Below are 13,951 nucleotides of genomic sequence, written 5' to 3'. Positions count from 1 at the left end.
GAACGGATGCTGAATTTGTGTTTCCATGCTATCTTATGCCCATCTTAACTTGGCTGAGATAGCGATAATATGCAGCAAACCCTTGCTTCTAAACGTATTTTGCTTGGCATCAGTGGCGGTATTGCTGCGTATAAAAGTGCTGATCTAGTACGTCGACTAAAAGAACGTGGTGCCGATGTAAGGGTTATTCTTACCGACGCTGCGCAGCAATTTATCACGCCACTAACCCTGCAAGCGGTGTCGGGTAATCCGGTTAGTCACAGTTTGCTTGACCCTGCCGCCGAAGCGGCGATGGGCCATATTGAACTGGCCAAATGGGCCGATTTCATTTTAATTGCCCCCGCCAGTGCCGATGTAATCGCTCGGTTAGCCCATGGCTTAGCCAATGATCTCTTAACCACCTGCGTGCTTGCCAGTGCTGCGCCGATGGCTGTAGCCCCTGCAATGAATCAGCAGATGTATAAAAATATAGCTACCCAGAAAAATATCGCAACATTAAAAGAACATAATTTTCACATTTTCGGCCCAGGTTCTGGCGCACAAGCCTGTGGTGATGTGGGCGCGGGTCGCATGTTAGAACCCTTAGAGCTCACTGCGCTTACTGAGCAGTTATTTGCGCCTGTCAAAAAACTGCAAGGTTTACGCTTTACTATCACTGCTGGCCCCACCCGTGAGGCTATCGATCCGGTGCGTTACATCAGTAATCACAGCTCTGGTAAGATGGGCTTCGCGCTAGCCGAAGCGGCGGTGAAAGCCGGTGCTCAAGTAACCCTTATTAGCGGCCCGGTACAACTTGCCACACCTGCTGGGGTAGCGCGTATTGAGGTATTAAGTGCAGAACAAATGTTAGAGGCTGCGCTTGCCGCCGCGGTGAATTCAGATGTGTTTATCGGATGCGCCGCTGTAGCAGATTATCGGGTAGCAGAGATCGCCACCGACAAGCTGAAAAAAGGGAATGACAACGAACTGCAGCTTAAACTGATAAAAAACCCAGACATCATTGCCAGCGTAGCCGCCTTAACGCAGCAGCGTCCTTTTACCGTGGGTTTTGCCGCTGAAACGCGTAATGTGCTGGACTATGCTCGGCAAAAACTCCTTAACAAACGCTTAGATATGATTTGCGCCAACGATGTCTCTGGCAGTCAGATTGGCTTTAATAGCGAGCAAAACGCAGTTAGCGTGATTTGGCGTGGTGGCGAGCTAGATTTACCGGTACAACCTAAACAGCAGCTGGCAGAGCAACTTATTGCACTGATCAGCCAGCACTATAAAACCTAAAATAAACGTATAAAGAAGTTGTTATGAAAAAAGCCATTGAATTAAAAATTCTAGATCCACGCATCGGTAGTACTTTTCCTCTACCCACCTATGCTACACCCGGTTCGGCTGGTTTAGACTTACGGGCGTGCTTAGAGAACACCCTTAGTTTAGCGCCTGGCCAAACCGTGCTGATCCCCACTGGCATCGCCATTTACATCGGCGACGCCAATCTCTGCGCCACCATTTTGCCTCGTTCAGGCTTAGGCCATAAACACGGTATTGTACTGGGTAACTTAGTTGGCTTAATTGATTCCGACTACCAAGGCCCATTAATGGTGTCGATGTGGAATCGTGGCTCAGACGCTTTTACCATTGAGCCCGGTGATCGTATTGCACAATTAGTGTTTATGCCGGTAGTCCAAGCCGACTTTACCGTAGTAAATAGCTTTGACAGCACAGAACGTGGTGAAGGCGGCTTCGGCCATTCTGGTAAGCAGTAAGGAACCCTCTGCGCGCATGACTACAGCTAAAAAACCCAATCGTAAAGAAGATATTTTGCAAGCGTTAGCTGCCATGCTACAAAGCAACAGTAATGGCCAACGTATTACCACCGCCGCGCTCGCTGAAAAAGTGGGCGTGTCGGAAGCCGCGCTTTATCGGCATTTTCCTAGTAAAGCCAGAATGTACGAAGGCCTTATCGAGTTTATCGAAGATACGCTGTTGTCGCGGGTAAATGCCATTACCGAAGAGCATAAAGACACACACACTCGCATTAGTTTAATGTTGCAGTTGGTATTGGTCTTTGCTGAACGCAACCCCGGGTTTTGCCGCATTTTAACCGGCGATGCACTACAAGGTGAACAAGAGCGATTATTAGAACGTGTCGCGGCCTTATTCGAAAAGCTAGAAACACAAATCAAACAATGCTTGCGTGAGCGTAAATTACGCGAAGGAAAAGGCTTTAGCGTCGACGAGACCGAGTTGGCTAATTTATTATTAGCCACCGTGGAAGGAAAAATAAATCAATTTGTGCGCTCAGGTTTTAAACGCCTGCCTACACAGTATTGGGCAAACCAATGGGCGCTTCTGGAGCAAAGTATTTTTGCCTAAGCACTTAGCCTAAGCACTTAGCCTAAGCACTTAGCTTAAACGCTTAGCTTAAGCGCTCCCATAAGGCGGCGCCCCACACCAGCGCTACAATCACTAACGACACAAACACCGCTGCTGATCCCATATCCTTCGCCCGGCCAGAGAGTTCATGCCGCTCTAACCCAACCCGATCCGTTAGCGATTCAATAGCTGAGTTCAAGAGCTCCACTACCAACACTAGGCACCACACTGCCATTAACAGTGCAAACTGACTCGCTGAGCTGGCTAACCAAATAGCGAAAGGCAAAGCGAGCAAGGTCAACGTTGCCTCTTGCCGAAAAGCCGATTCAAATTTCCAACTGGCAGCAAAGCCTTGCATGGAGCAGCGCGCCGCTTTAATAATTCTACCCAGGCCAGTGCCATTCGGTTTTTGCATACGGCATCCTTTCATTTTGTAGCTCAGCAAAAGACGATCTGACAAAACGCCACCTAATTGCCTTTTGCACAAAGAAAACGGCATTGTTACTCACAACAATACCGTTTACGTACTCGCTATATCGTCGCCTTACTCAACGCAGCGCAAAGCAACGTAAAATAAAGTATAACAACGGATTATTGCACTGATATGTTACGCCACGCCATATTGCGCGCGATAGGCTTTTACCGCATCTAAGTGCTCAGCAAGTTCCGGCTTATCCGCCAAATAGTTAATTAAATCCGGCAGGCTGATAATCGAAATCACCTCGGTATTAAAATCCCGTTCGACTTCTTGAATCGCCGATAACTCGCCCTGACCGCGCTCTTGCCGATCCAGCGCAATCAATACGCCGGTGAGCTCAGCGCCCTGAGCCTGAATTAATTGCATCGATTCGCGAATAGCCGTACCAGCAGTGATGACATCATCCACCAGCATGATGCGGCCTTTTAGTGGTGCGCCCACTAAATTACCGCCTTCGCCATGGGTTTTGGCTTCTTTACGGTTAAAGCAGTAAGGCACATCCCGATTGTGATGATCCGCCAGCGCCACAGCGGTCGTGGTGGCGATTGGAATACCTTTATAAGCAGGGCCAAATAGTACATCAAATTCCAAGCCACTATCCTGCAGCGCAGCGGCATAAAAGCGGCCTAACTTGGCTAAATCGCTACCAGTGTTAAACAGGCCAGCATTAAAAAAATACGGGCTAGTACGGCCCGACTTTAAGGTAAAGCTGCCAAACTTTAAGACCTGGCGTGACAGCGCAAACTCAATAAATTCACGTTGAAAGGCTTTCATAGTTACTCCTGACCTAACGCCTGCTTCTGGGCTTTTACAATATCACTGATGGCAGCACTGCCCAGCGCCAGCATTTGCTGCATTTCATCAAAGCTAAAGGGCGCTTCTTCAGCCGTACCCTGAATTTCAATAATTTTGCCGGTTTCGGTCATCACCACGTTCATATCGGTTTCCGCAGCAGAGTCTTCGGCGTAATCTAAATCGGCTACCGCATTGCCTTGGTACATGCCCACCGACACCGCCGCCACCATAAATTTTAATGGATTGGTTTTTAACAAGCCTTTGGCTTGCATATAACTAAAGGCGTCAACCAAGGCCACACAAGCACCGGTAATCGAGGCCGTACGGGTGCCGCCATCGGCTTGAATCACATCACAGTCTAAGGTAATGGTATTTTCGCCCAGTAAGCTTAAATCTACCGCCGTGCGCAGCGCGCGGCCAATTAAGCGTTGAATTTCCATAGTGCGGCCACCTTGCTTGCCACGGGCCGCTTCGCGATCGTTACGGCTATGCGTCGCGCGCGGCAACATGCCATATTCCGCCGTGATCCAGCCCTGGCCTTTGCCTTTTAAAAAACGCGGAACGCCTTCTACTACACTGGCTGTACAAATCACTTTGGTGTTGCCAAACTCAACCAATACCGAGCCTTCGGCATGGGCAGTAAACTGGCGGGTAAAAGAAAGCGGGCGAATTTGACTGGCGGTACGGCCACTTGGACGCATAAGGCTACTCCTGAAGATAAAGTTAGCGGCTATTATAGAAGCTAACCGCGCTAAGGGCTATCCATTCGCCAAAATCAGCCAAATTGCCAAAAAGTCAGGTATACTCCAAAAAACCGTATTTTTAGTTTGCCGTTTGGAAGCCCAGTATGATTCATAGCATGACCGCCTTTGCCCGCCACGAAACCAAAGCCAACTGGGGTACCGCCCAGTGGGAAATCCGCTCGGTTAACCAGCGTTATTTAGAATCTTATTTTCGTTTGCCAGAGCAATTTCGTGGTTTAGAAAGCCTGCTGCGCGACAAACTGCGCAACAGCCTGCAACGCGGTAAAATTGAAATCAATTTACGTTACCAAGCCAATCAAGCTGCTGGTGAACTGCAGTTAAATGATGTATTTGCTGAGCAATTGCTACATAAAGCCCAACAACTACTGCAAAAAGCGCCACAAGCGACCCTAAATATTGCCGATATTCTGCGCTGGCCTGGCGTAATGGAAACTCCAACTGAAGATTTAGACGCCTTACAAGGCGAGTTACTAGCGGGTTTTGATGCTGCCCTGCAAGACTTTCTGGCAGGCCGCGGTCGTGAAGGCGATGCCATTGAAGAGATGATCCAACAGCGTTTAAGCGCCATTGGCGAACGCGTGGCCTTTGTCCGAGAACACTTACCGCAAGCCATGCAATGGCAACGTGACCGCATCACCAACCGTTTAAATGAAATTAAAGCCGATTTAGACCAAAACCGCCTCGAGCAAGAAATGGCGTTTTTAGCGTCTAAATCTGACGTCGCCGAAGAGCTAGACCGCCTCGACGCCCATATTAAAGAAACCCGCCACACCCTGAAAAAAGGCGGCGCCTGCGGCAGACGCTTAGACTTTATGATGCAAGAATTTAACCGCGAAGCGAATACGCTATCTTCCAAAGCCATTAGCACAGAGATTACCAATGCGGCGGTGGAGCTTAAGGTGTTGATAGAACAGATGCGGGAGCAGATCCAGAATATTGAATAAAATCATAGGTGATATGACACACCTTCCCGATCGTTGAAACTCAAGAACTGATCCATTTTGTCAACCCAATCATGCAAGAAGACTTGTTTACGGCGCAGTGCTTGGTCTTCTGCATAATCTCGCCACATAGACGAGGTATTATTGCAACATTCGTGTTGCCCACTGGCGGAACTGAGTACCACGTGTTTATCGAACGCGTTACTCTACAGCAAGCATAACAGGGAGACTTTAATGGCGAACACTACGCTTTACGTATCTGCCGCCTTCCAGTTGAACTTGCAAGTAATCCTTACAAGTTCAACTTTTCTCAAGCTCCTCTCCAGAACAGATAGCTTTCACATGTCGGGTAATCGCTTGTGAACTCACCTGATACAGCCCTGCCATCGCAGCCTGAGAAAGCCACAACGTATCGGACTCAAAACGACACTGAACACGCGCTTGACCGTCTGTGCAGGTATCAACCACGACCACACCTAACATTGCAGTAACACACTGGTTGGCCATGGTTCTGCTTATCGTTTTCCGCTCATAAGAATCAACTTTTAGATAGCTCAACCTATTGAAAGCGAATCCAATAGTTCATTTGCAATTCAAGCATATTAAAATTAATTACCATTTAAAATTCCACTTGCCTCGATTTCCCGGGCTAAAGCCGCACAGCCTTCGTTTATGAAGTCATCCGTAGGAAGGCTAAATATCAACCTATCTAACTCAGAAACTAATTCACGATAGAATTCTTCATATCCCGTCAAACGATGCCAGAACTCTTGACCAACAACTACAGGGTAATGTTCATTAATTGTAATGTAATGCTGACTTAATTCTGACCGGGTGCCATAAAGTACACCCAAGATTAAATCACTATTATTAAGTCGCATCGAGTTTGTTCTGGCAAGATTGGTAACGGTCGTAAACTTCTTAAGAAGAGGCCTCACATCCTCTGAGTTAATAGTATTTGGTCCAGCCTTTAACTGGCACCACTTGCTCCGGCCGTCAATCTTATCTTCGAATTCTATATCCATGCCTTTTATTAGCGAGCCTCTGGCCAACCCCAACTCAACAAACATCTTTTGGATACGATCGCCAAACGATGTATTGATCGAAGTACCTAAAACTCTTGGGTAATACAGCGCCTTTGCAACACCCATGGGAGTAAAACCATCAGCGAGAATTTTTGACAAATAACGAACAACAATTGGATTAATATTGTATGACTTAAGTTGAGCATTTTGCTTTAATGATATTTTTTTATGATTCAAAAATATTTTTTGTTCAAAATACGCCGTAATCTGATTTAACAAAACTTCTTTACTCAAAGCATTAGACTCCATTCGAAATAATTTAAATAAAATTAACTTTTCGAGATCAATACACCATTATCTTCAGAAAGTTTAGGTGATTTTCATGCATTGATACCATAAAGCATGCCATCATATAAAAGGTTTTTTAACAGAAGTCGAACATAAGAGCTGTATCTGACAACAATCCGTATGTACAAATGGGTAGTTTGAGTGTTTTTTTAGGCACAAATTTACCCTAAGAATTTAACTCACTTCCACTTACTAATAATCTATCAACTTTCACTATCTTAAATCAGACTAAAAGGTCATTACACTTATACACTCAAACCTGAAACAGGCAATAATACGCCGGAGGACAGTTAAACTATATTGCACGTTAAAAACCCTAGCTATATCAGAAGGATTCAAAATTTCAGAATCTATTACTTGAAAAAGCTGGACCGCACTGCAAAAATACTGTATATTGGATCAGTAATTAAACCTCATCATTGAGGAGAACGTAAATGTTTCAAACCCAGAATAGCATCCATTGCAAACACTATAGCATTGAAATTCTTGCAGATATTCTATCTTTGCCGAAAAGAGCAATAGAGGCTAGACTTTCAAAAGGCGAACTTAAAGCGGATCCATATACTGGATTGATTTCAAGTGAGCAAGTTGAACACCTTCCTGAATTGCAATCTTTTAAAAACTCAATTTGGGAACAAGAACAGAGTATAAAACCAGTTCGTAAATATAATCTTGTAGAGTTGTTCGCTGGGGGAGGAGGTTTAGCTCTCGGTATGGAGCAAGCAGGTCTAGAGAGCGTGTTTCTAAATGAATTGGATAAATATGCTTGTCAAACACTAAGACACAATAGACCTCACTGGAATGTAGTCGAAGGCGATATTTCAAATATTGATTTTAAGATTATTAAAGAAAATGTAGACATTTTAACAGGTGGCTTTCCATGTCAGGCATTTTCATATGCAGGTAAAAGTTTAGGATTTGAAGACACACGTGGCACTTTGTTTTTTGAGATGGCAAGAGCAATTAATGAGCTCCAGCCAAAAGTCTTTATGGCTGAAAATGTTAGGGCACTGCTAACACATGAAAATGGTAAGACTTTAGAAACAATTAAGAATGTAATAGATGAGCTCGGATATGAGCTTGTAGATCCTAAAGTATTAAAAGCAATTTTCTATAAAGTGCCGCAAAAAAGGGAGCGTTTAATACTTGTAGGCATACGAAAAGATTTTGCAAAAAAAGTACAGTTTATTTGGCCTTCACCATACCAGCGGATTATGACATTAGCAGATGCTTTTTATAAGGGCGAATTATATAACTCTGATGTTCCAGTATCGGAAGGCCAATTATACCCCAAAAGAAAACAAGATATATTAAAGTACGTCCCACAAGGCGGTTATTGGCGGGATTTACCAGATACTTTACAACGAGAGTATATGCAAGGGAGCTATTTTCTTAGTGGCGGTAAAACTGGAATGGCAAGACGACTATCCCTAGGTGAGCCGAGCTTAACATTGACTACCTCACCTGCTCAAAAACAAACTGAACGATGTCATCCAATCGAAACACGACCTTTGCAAGTGCGAGAATATGCGCGTATTCAAACATTTCCAGATAGTTGGGAATTTAAAGGGTCAATGAATGCAGCGTATAAACAAATTGGTAATGCAGTGCCAGTAAATATGGCAGCGGCTCTCGGTCGGGCTTTAGTTCGTTTACTAAATGACATCGAAAAAATCTAGCATGCTATGTGAGAGAAACCTCCTCTGCTTCTCTCATTTGGTTGATTTGATTATTGCGCCGCATACGCTGGCATGTGCGCTCAGCACTGGTGCCTTATGCCGAAATCGCTGGCCGGATCATCCCGAAATACGCAATATGCAATATGCAATATGCAATATGCAATATGCAATATGCAATATGCAATATGCAATATGCAATATGCAAAGATTATCGGCAGCTTGTTATTTCTAGCGCTTAGAAGTAATATTTTTTTAGAATGTTCTAGTTTAATTAACATGGCATATCTTTGTATTTTTACAGATACCAAGAATTTAGATCAAGAAAACCGATTAAATGCTGGCTCTTCAAAGTAAGCATAATCGCCCAACTGCAACGCTTGCTGGCGGCGCGCTTGGGCTGAGGGCTTGCGTTCGGCAATGCTGATCCCAAATACCTCTATGTGTGCCTTTTCCATTAATTGCTGCACTTGTTGGCGGCTGCATAGCTGTAATAGCTCACCGGCATGAATAAAGCCCTGTGCGCGCAAGCGTTGTTCGTGGTTATCTTTACCCGCTTTGCTGGCTTGAAATAGATCGCGAAATTGCGCTTCTAAGGTTATTAAGAATAGGTCTTGCTGTAGCACACTCATTTAAGCCTCCTTTGGTAATTGGCATCCTTGCCTGTTTGTCCCTGCGCATCCAAGCGAATAGCATCCTTGCTACTTGCTTCCTTACAAGAAGCATCCTTGCCAGTAGCGTCCTGCTAGTTTGTCCATACCCTGTCATGGTTAATGACATATCATCCGTGAGTCATCATCTTAGGCTGTTTCTTTTTTCACGCCATACTGTGCAGGTACTCAGTGTATGTTTTTCAGGCAGATGTTTTTAAGCGTTTGCGCCAAGCCCTTTAAGACATTCGCACACTGGCTTAGAGTTGGCGTATACCCAAACATCAAGCGAGCTAACCATGAACAACCAACCTATTCGCGCTGAAGATTTACCCCGGCTAATACGTTTACAAGAGCTATGTAAAACTATGAATGCTATTGAGCACTTAGCAACAGCAAGACAGGATAAAGTGGTGTATGCTGGGCGTATTTGGCGTTATGCCGATTTAGTTTATTTAGGTTATGAGTATTATGTGCTGGCCATTCCTTATAGCTTAAAGGTGGATAACTTTTGCAAGTGGTTAGCGGCGGAGCAAGCTATTCTTCAGCAGTTTAATTTAGCTTGGCCAATTGCCACCTTAACTGCAGCAACGGTTGAAGCCTAGAAATTAGTTAACGCATGTGTGTATGCTAATCAGACATATCTTACAGGAGTTTATATGCAAAACCATCAACCACAGCCCGCACTTTCAACAGATAGCCGTAGTAGCCTAGACGCCAGTGGCTGGCCGCTGCGCTGGGAGCTGTTAATGCGTTACCGGCTGATTGAAATTGTCGCGCTATGGGAAGGCCGGTTAACCACCAAGCATTTATGCAATAGCTTTGGTATTGCGCGCCAGCAGGCTTCCAAAGATTTAAATGCTTATATGCGCGATATTGCGCCCGATAATCTGGTGTACGACCGCAAGCTAAAAGGTTATAAACCGGCTGCCAATTTTACCCCCAAAGTCACCAGCGGCCTGGCGGATGAATACCTGCATGCGCTGGCCAGCACCAAAGATTTTGCCCACACCTTTAGCCAGCTCGATTTAGGCTTTGCCCATACCGAAATGCTCACGCCCCCACTGCGTCAGGTAAACCCGGATATTCTGCGGGCACTGGTGCAGGCCGCGCGCGACGGTAAAAAGATTGATATGGGTTATGTGTCGCTTACCAGCCCAGATGAAGAAAGCCGTATTATTGCCCCGCATACGCTGGTTTGCACGCCACTTCGCTGGCATGTGCGCGCTTACTGTGAGAAGAACCGCGATTTTCGCGATTTTGTATTAAGCCGCTTTCGCGGCATCAATGGCATTGAAGGTGATGCCGAGATGACAAAAGAACACGATGATCGCTGGAATAGCACTATTGATATCGTGCTGGTACCCGATTCCCGCTTAACCGACTATCAAAAAGCCATTATCGCCGAAGATTACAATATGCAACACGGCAAACGGGTGTTCTCCGTGCGCTCTGCATTGGTGCCTTATGCCGTGCAGGCGCTAAACCTAGATTTAGCCAAAATAGAAGCGCGCCCAGAGGCGCAGCAGATTATGGTAGCGAATTTGGATGAGGTTAAGCGGCATGCGTTTTGAAACTAAGGCGACAATGTCAATTCCTGAATGCAAACGGCCACTATTCTACACTTTTATGCGCGTAAAAATGTAAAATTCCGCATTTTTATGCGCGTAAAAGTGTAATTTGAGTTATAGTATAGGCCGTAAGCAATCTTAATTGGCGGGAAATGACAATGCAGCGCAACTTACTTAACGCCCTAATAGCATGGAAAAATCAACCTGTGCGCAAGCCATTATTGATTGACGGCGCAAGGCAAACAGGTAAAACCTATCTGCTGCAAGAGTTGTTTGGTAACACCTTTGCCAACATCCTGCGTATCGACTTTCTTGAAAATCCCGCTTACAAAGAAGCGTTCGCTGGCTCACTGTCACCCGACGAGCTATTAATGAACATTGAGTTGTTAACCAACCAAGCGTTCAACCCAGCAACCGACCTGCTGATATTAGATGAAATTGGCGAGTGTGAACGTGCCGTAACTTCGCTTAAATATTTTGCCGAAAAAGCGCCGTCCTATTTTGTCGCAGCCAGCGGTTCGAACATTGGTTTGCTTAACACCTTCCCTGTGGGCAAGGTAGAACAATACAATTTACGACCACTGACCTTCCAAGAATTTATTTATGCATCCAACGAGCAAGCACTGATCAAAGCATTTGATAGTCAAGCCAGCACACCGGCAGTGCACACTAAATTGATGGATAAACTAACAGACTACTTTTTTACCGGTGGTATGCCGGAAGCCGTTTCTGCTTGGTATCAGTTTAAGGATTCAAGCATTTTAGAGCGGGTTGAAAAAGTCACAAAAATTCATGCCGATTTAGTTGCAGGTTATCGCCGCGATTTTGGTAAGTACGCGGGCAAGGTCGATGCCACACTGATTGAATCGGTGTTTAATAGCATTCCAGCCCAGCTATCACTTGTCAGCGATGAGTCGGTTAAACGCTTTAAATTTAAGCATGTGCATGAGCGTAAATCTCGTTATAGCGATTTTGAAACCGCGATCCATTGGCTTAACTGCTGCCGCTTAGCTTTGCCAAACTACCCTATTGAAGGATTACCGAAATCTCCGTTGGCGGCCTATAAAAAAGACAATATGGTTAAACTGTTTCTGTTTGATGTGGGCCTGCTCAATCATATGCTAGGCAGCAGTTATAAAGAGATTAAGCAGCAAAACTATGAATACAAAGGTTACGTGGCTGAAAACTTTGCACAACAAGAGCTCACTGCTATTGGTGTTGACCCAAGCTATTCATGGCATGACGCCCGCGCTGAAATCGAATTTATTTTGGCAACAAATGAAGGCGATATAGTCCCTGTCGAAGTCAAAAGTGGTAAACGCACAAAAGCAAAATCCTTGGCATCCTACGTCGAAAAGTGTGCACCCAGTAAAACCTTTAAGTTAACGGGCACACAAGGCTCATCAGCGATAGAACAAACCAATATCGTGATGCCTTTGTACTTCACACAATATTTACCACAGAGATGGTAAATGTCACGGTTTTATTATCAAAGCCAGTGCGCTCACACAGCAGCTTTTTTTTGTAAAACCACGTCGTTTCATAGCCAACAACAAGTCCTTACCAAAATGTGTCAGGATTTTGCGTTGCTTTGGAAACAGTACACGACTCTAACGGATGGATGGTAATAAACCAGTATTGTGCAATGCCTCTGCCTTTCCGTACCTGTCGGTTTTTATTCTAGCGCAGTGGTATGCTGCGTAAGTGTGTATCTATCACCTCAATCATCGACTTGGTAAGCGCTAAATGCGTTTTTTCTTTTGCCCATACCTCGTGGAAGCCTGCTACGGTTTGCTTAGCCGTATCCAACACTAATTTCTCTGGCAGCATAGCTTTAGCCGCTAGGTGTGATAATTCATCCAGCGTGAAATCACTGAATTTTTTGCTTCGGCTAACCTTCAGCGACGCACTATCATCGGGGATATAAGGAATGGTTGAGACAAAGTCGTAAGCAGGTGCAATCGATGCTGTGCGCTTGTCTTTGTAGATCACAGACCAATTTTTCAAATGCATATCGGCATTGCCAATTAACGTATTAAATACCAATCTGCGGGTAAATTCGGCAATGTCCTTGTCTTGACCTTCGATGCCGATAACCTGAGCAATATTGCGCATACTGGCTTTTTTGTATTTATCTTGCGGATAAACGCCAAACACTTGCGCAAAATCTTCAATGTGTACGGCTTGCTCACCTGCACGATCAAAGCGCTTGATCACAAACGCCTGAGCATTTTTAAAAGAGTCACCATATTTGCCAATGCCATCTGGGATATTAGCAATCTGGTTAATGGGGAGTAGCTGTGTTTCTGGCACATCCATTCCCAACATTCGAGCCAGCTCCATCATCGAATATTCATTTTCTGGCACAGCGTCAAAGCGAGACGACGGCAATTTCACAATCCAAGAACCACCCTGACCGGTTGCTGGAATAGTCAAACCACCGCTTGCCTGTTGTACGGCTGAAAACTTCAACTGTACACCCGCTAATGAAAAACGCATTGGCGCTTCAGTTTTCATTTTACCTTCAGCGCCTTGCTGCACATTAGGCGGCAGCGCTTCGCCATCGGCGGGTTCAACCGTGATCGCGCCAGCTAAATCCTGCCCTAATACCCACAACAAAAAAAACTCACGTGCGGGGTTCACACCGGCACGCTCGGCTAGGTAATGACGCATGGTTTCTTCTGGCAAAAGGTTGGAGAAAAACGGTGTTAACTTAGTTTGCGTCGGTTTGAAGTTAGTCAGCAAGCCACCCAGCGAATCTTTAAAACCCAGCCCTAACACAGGCCGCGCTTCGTCATCAATGTACGAATCCGTAAAGGCAAAAAGCGTTCTGTCATTGCCCACGTTGGTAATCGTTGCAATGGGTTCACCGTAGAGCAACACGTTGAGCGTAGAGACATTGTTAGTCATCATCGTCTTCCTCTAACTGATATGCAGGCGGTATTGGCTCAGCTTCATTGTTGATGCCGTTAATACCTTGGCCACTTCGAATGATTGACTTAATGGCAAGCACGGACTTTTTAGGTGCAACAAATAACTCTAGATCGAGTACGCGGGCAAGCGCTATCAAACTGGATATTCTTAAATCAACACCACCAGACTCGATCTTCGAAATATGGCTTTGCGGTACACCCGACCGTGCGCTTAGCTCTCTTTGGCTAAACCCCTTACGTACCCGAGCTTCTCGAAGGCTTTGTAGTATCTGCTCTGTTACATAGCTCATTTCGATATACCTTAATGCTTCATATAATGAAAAATATACACAAAAACATATCAGTCATACCACAAAAATACAAGAACGATTAGTTATTACATATCAAAAATCGGTTGCGA

General features: G+C 45.1%; 15 protein-coding genes and 2 pseudogenes. 8 read left to right on the top strand and 9 right to left on the bottom strand.

What is annotated here, in order from left to right; genetic code table 11:
- Nucleotides 1-69: 69 nt before the first annotated feature.
- Genes coaBC through slmA form a run of 3 tightly spaced genes read left to right on the top strand, consistent with a single transcriptional unit; the run spans nt 70 to nt 2,370 of the window.
- Nucleotides 70-1,278, top strand: coding sequence for a bifunctional phosphopantothenoylcysteine decarboxylase/phosphopantothenate--cysteine ligase CoaBC (gene coaBC / locus IE070_RS13865; RefSeq protein ID WP_189483794.1), 1,209 nt, complete (start codon nt 70-72; stop codon nt 1,276-1,278).
- Nucleotides 1,279-1,301: 23 nt separating this feature from the next.
- The gene (gene dut / locus IE070_RS13860; RefSeq protein ID WP_189483793.1) at nt 1,302-1,760 is read left to right on the top strand and encodes a dUTP diphosphatase; all 459 of its coding nucleotides are present in this window, start codon (nt 1,302-1,304) and stop codon (nt 1,758-1,760) included.
- A 16-nt stretch (nt 1,761-1,776) separates the two neighbouring features.
- The gene (gene slmA / locus IE070_RS13855; protein WP_189483792.1) at nt 1,777-2,370 is read left to right on the top strand and encodes a nucleoid occlusion factor SlmA; all 594 of its coding nucleotides are present in this window, start codon (nt 1,777-1,779) and stop codon (nt 2,368-2,370) included.
- Nucleotides 2,371-2,413: 43 nt separating this feature from the next.
- Here the strand turns inward: slmA and IE070_RS13850 are convergent, their stop codons facing one another.
- The 3 genes from IE070_RS13850 to rph all read right to left on the bottom strand — a co-directional run bounded on the left by IE070_RS13850 (nt 2,414) and on the right by rph (nt 4,344).
- Nucleotides 2,414-2,785: a diacylglycerol kinase gene (locus tag IE070_RS13850; RefSeq protein WP_189483791.1), complete on the bottom strand. Its 372-nt coding sequence runs from the start codon at nt 2,783-2,785 to the stop codon at nt 2,414-2,416.
- Nucleotides 2,786-2,977: 192 nt separating this feature from the next.
- The gene (gene pyrE / locus IE070_RS13845; protein WP_189483790.1) at nt 2,978-3,622 is read right to left on the bottom strand and encodes an orotate phosphoribosyltransferase; all 645 of its coding nucleotides are present in this window, start codon (nt 3,620-3,622) and stop codon (nt 2,978-2,980) included.
- A 2-nt stretch (nt 3,623-3,624) separates the two neighbouring features.
- Nucleotides 3,625-4,344, bottom strand: coding sequence for a ribonuclease PH (rph, locus tag IE070_RS13840; RefSeq protein WP_189483789.1), 720 nt, complete (start codon nt 4,342-4,344; stop codon nt 3,625-3,627).
- Nucleotides 4,345-4,490: 146 nt separating this feature from the next.
- On the opposite strand from rph, the gene IE070_RS13835 reads away from it, so the two are divergent.
- On the top strand, nt 4,491-5,351 hold the full coding sequence (locus IE070_RS13835; protein ID WP_189483788.1) for a YicC/YloC family endoribonuclease: 861 nt from the start codon (nt 4,491-4,493) through the stop codon (nt 5,349-5,351).
- Between the two features lie 201 nt (nt 5,352-5,552).
- On the opposite strand, the pseudogene IE070_RS16790 reads toward IE070_RS13835, so the two are convergent.
- Nucleotides 5,553-5,855, bottom strand: a pseudogene (locus IE070_RS16790) (virulence RhuM family protein); the annotation flags it as partial.
- A gap of 101 nt (nt 5,856-5,956) precedes the next feature.
- Nucleotides 5,957-6,667: a PmeII family type II restriction endonuclease gene (locus tag IE070_RS13825; RefSeq protein WP_189483787.1), complete on the bottom strand. Its 711-nt coding sequence runs from the start codon at nt 6,665-6,667 to the stop codon at nt 5,957-5,959.
- 488 nt (nt 6,668-7,155) lie between these two features.
- Here IE070_RS13825 and IE070_RS13820 point away from each other — a divergent pair, with 488 nt between their 5' ends.
- The gene (locus tag IE070_RS13820) at nt 7,156-8,400 is read left to right on the top strand and encodes a DNA cytosine methyltransferase (RefSeq protein WP_189483786.1); all 1,245 of its coding nucleotides are present in this window, start codon (nt 7,156-7,158) and stop codon (nt 8,398-8,400) included.
- 317 nt (nt 8,401-8,717) lie between these two features.
- Here the strand turns inward: IE070_RS13820 and IE070_RS13815 are convergent, their stop codons facing one another.
- Nucleotides 8,718-9,029 carry a hypothetical protein gene (locus IE070_RS13815; RefSeq protein ID WP_189483785.1) on the bottom strand — a complete coding sequence of 104 codons (312 nt, stop codon included), beginning with the start codon at nt 9,027-9,029 and terminating at the stop codon, nt 8,718-8,720.
- A gap of 317 nt (nt 9,030-9,346) precedes the next feature.
- Here IE070_RS13815 and IE070_RS13810 point away from each other — a divergent pair, with 317 nt between their 5' ends.
- From IE070_RS13810 to IE070_RS13800, 3 genes are all read left to right on the top strand, one after another.
- Nucleotides 9,347-9,652, top strand: coding sequence for a hypothetical protein (locus tag IE070_RS13810; protein ID WP_189483784.1), 306 nt, complete (start codon nt 9,347-9,349; stop codon nt 9,650-9,652).
- A 54-nt stretch (nt 9,653-9,706) separates the two neighbouring features.
- Nucleotides 9,707-10,621 carry a BrxR family helix-turn-helix transcriptional regulator gene (locus tag IE070_RS13805; protein WP_189483783.1) on the top strand — a complete coding sequence of 305 codons (915 nt, stop codon included), beginning with the start codon at nt 9,707-9,709 and terminating at the stop codon, nt 10,619-10,621.
- 155 nt (nt 10,622-10,776) lie between these two features.
- Nucleotides 10,777-12,090 carry an ATP-binding protein gene (locus IE070_RS13800; RefSeq protein ID WP_189483782.1) on the top strand — a complete coding sequence of 438 codons (1,314 nt, stop codon included), beginning with the start codon at nt 10,777-10,779 and terminating at the stop codon, nt 12,088-12,090.
- Between the two features lie 4 nt (nt 12,091-12,094).
- On the opposite strand, the pseudogene IE070_RS13795 reads toward IE070_RS13800, so the two are convergent.
- The 3 genes and pseudogenes from IE070_RS13795 to IE070_RS13785 form a co-directional block, all read right to left on the bottom strand.
- A pseudogene (locus tag IE070_RS13795) lies at nt 12,095-12,219 on the bottom strand (transcriptional regulator); the annotation flags it as partial.
- 79 nt (nt 12,220-12,298) lie between these two features.
- Entirely contained in the window at nt 12,299-13,531 is a 1,233-nt protein-coding gene (locus tag IE070_RS13790) for a type II toxin-antitoxin system HipA family toxin (RefSeq protein WP_444541864.1), read from the bottom strand.
- Entirely contained in the window at nt 13,521-13,841 is a 321-nt protein-coding gene (locus IE070_RS13785; protein ID WP_189483781.1) for a helix-turn-helix domain-containing protein, read from the bottom strand. The genes IE070_RS13790 and IE070_RS13785 overlap by 11 nt, the downstream gene beginning before the upstream one ends.
- Between the last annotated feature and the right edge of the window lie 110 nt (nt 13,842-13,951).

This window comes from Alishewanella tabrizica (assembly GCF_014652375.1).
Taxonomy (GTDB): domain Bacteria; phylum Pseudomonadota; class Gammaproteobacteria; order Enterobacterales; family Alteromonadaceae; genus Alishewanella; species Alishewanella tabrizica.
Note: the sequence above shows the minus strand (reverse complement) of the source record. Positions and strands in the feature narration are given on the sequence as shown.

Coding starts and splice junctions, on each gene's coding strand:
- rph (WP_189483789.1), bottom strand. CDS start 4,344: ATGCGTCCAAGTGGCCGTACCGCCAGTCAAATTCGCCCGCTTTCTTTT.
- slmA (WP_189483792.1), top strand. CDS start 1,777: ATGACTACAGCTAAAAAACCCAATCGTAAAGAAGATATTTTGCAAGCG.
- IE070_RS13850 (WP_189483791.1), bottom strand. CDS start 2,785: ATGCAAAAACCGAATGGCACTGGCCTGGGTAGAATTATTAAAGCGGCG.
- pyrE (WP_189483790.1), bottom strand. CDS start 3,622: ATGAAAGCCTTTCAACGTGAATTTATTGAGTTTGCGCTGTCACGCCAG.
- IE070_RS13805 (WP_189483783.1), top strand. CDS start 9,707: ATGCAAAACCATCAACCACAGCCCGCACTTTCAACAGATAGCCGTAGT.
- dut (WP_189483793.1), top strand. CDS start 1,302: ATGAAAAAAGCCATTGAATTAAAAATTCTAGATCCACGCATCGGTAGT.
- IE070_RS13810 (WP_189483784.1), top strand. CDS start 9,347: ATGAACAACCAACCTATTCGCGCTGAAGATTTACCCCGGCTAATACGT.
- IE070_RS13815 (WP_189483785.1), bottom strand. CDS start 9,029: ATGAGTGTGCTACAGCAAGACCTATTCTTAATAACCTTAGAAGCGCAA.
- IE070_RS13790 (WP_444541864.1), bottom strand. CDS start 13,531: ATGATGACTAACAATGTCTCTACGCTCAACGTGTTGCTCTACGGTGAA.
- IE070_RS13835 (WP_189483788.1), top strand. CDS start 4,491: ATGATTCATAGCATGACCGCCTTTGCCCGCCACGAAACCAAAGCCAAC.
- IE070_RS13785 (WP_189483781.1), bottom strand. CDS start 13,841: ATGAGCTATGTAACAGAGCAGATACTACAAAGCCTTCGAGAAGCTCGG.
- IE070_RS13800 (WP_189483782.1), top strand. CDS start 10,777: ATGCAGCGCAACTTACTTAACGCCCTAATAGCATGGAAAAATCAACCT.
- coaBC (WP_189483794.1), top strand. CDS start 70: ATGCAGCAAACCCTTGCTTCTAAACGTATTTTGCTTGGCATCAGTGGC.
- IE070_RS13820 (WP_189483786.1), top strand. CDS start 7,156: ATGTTTCAAACCCAGAATAGCATCCATTGCAAACACTATAGCATTGAA.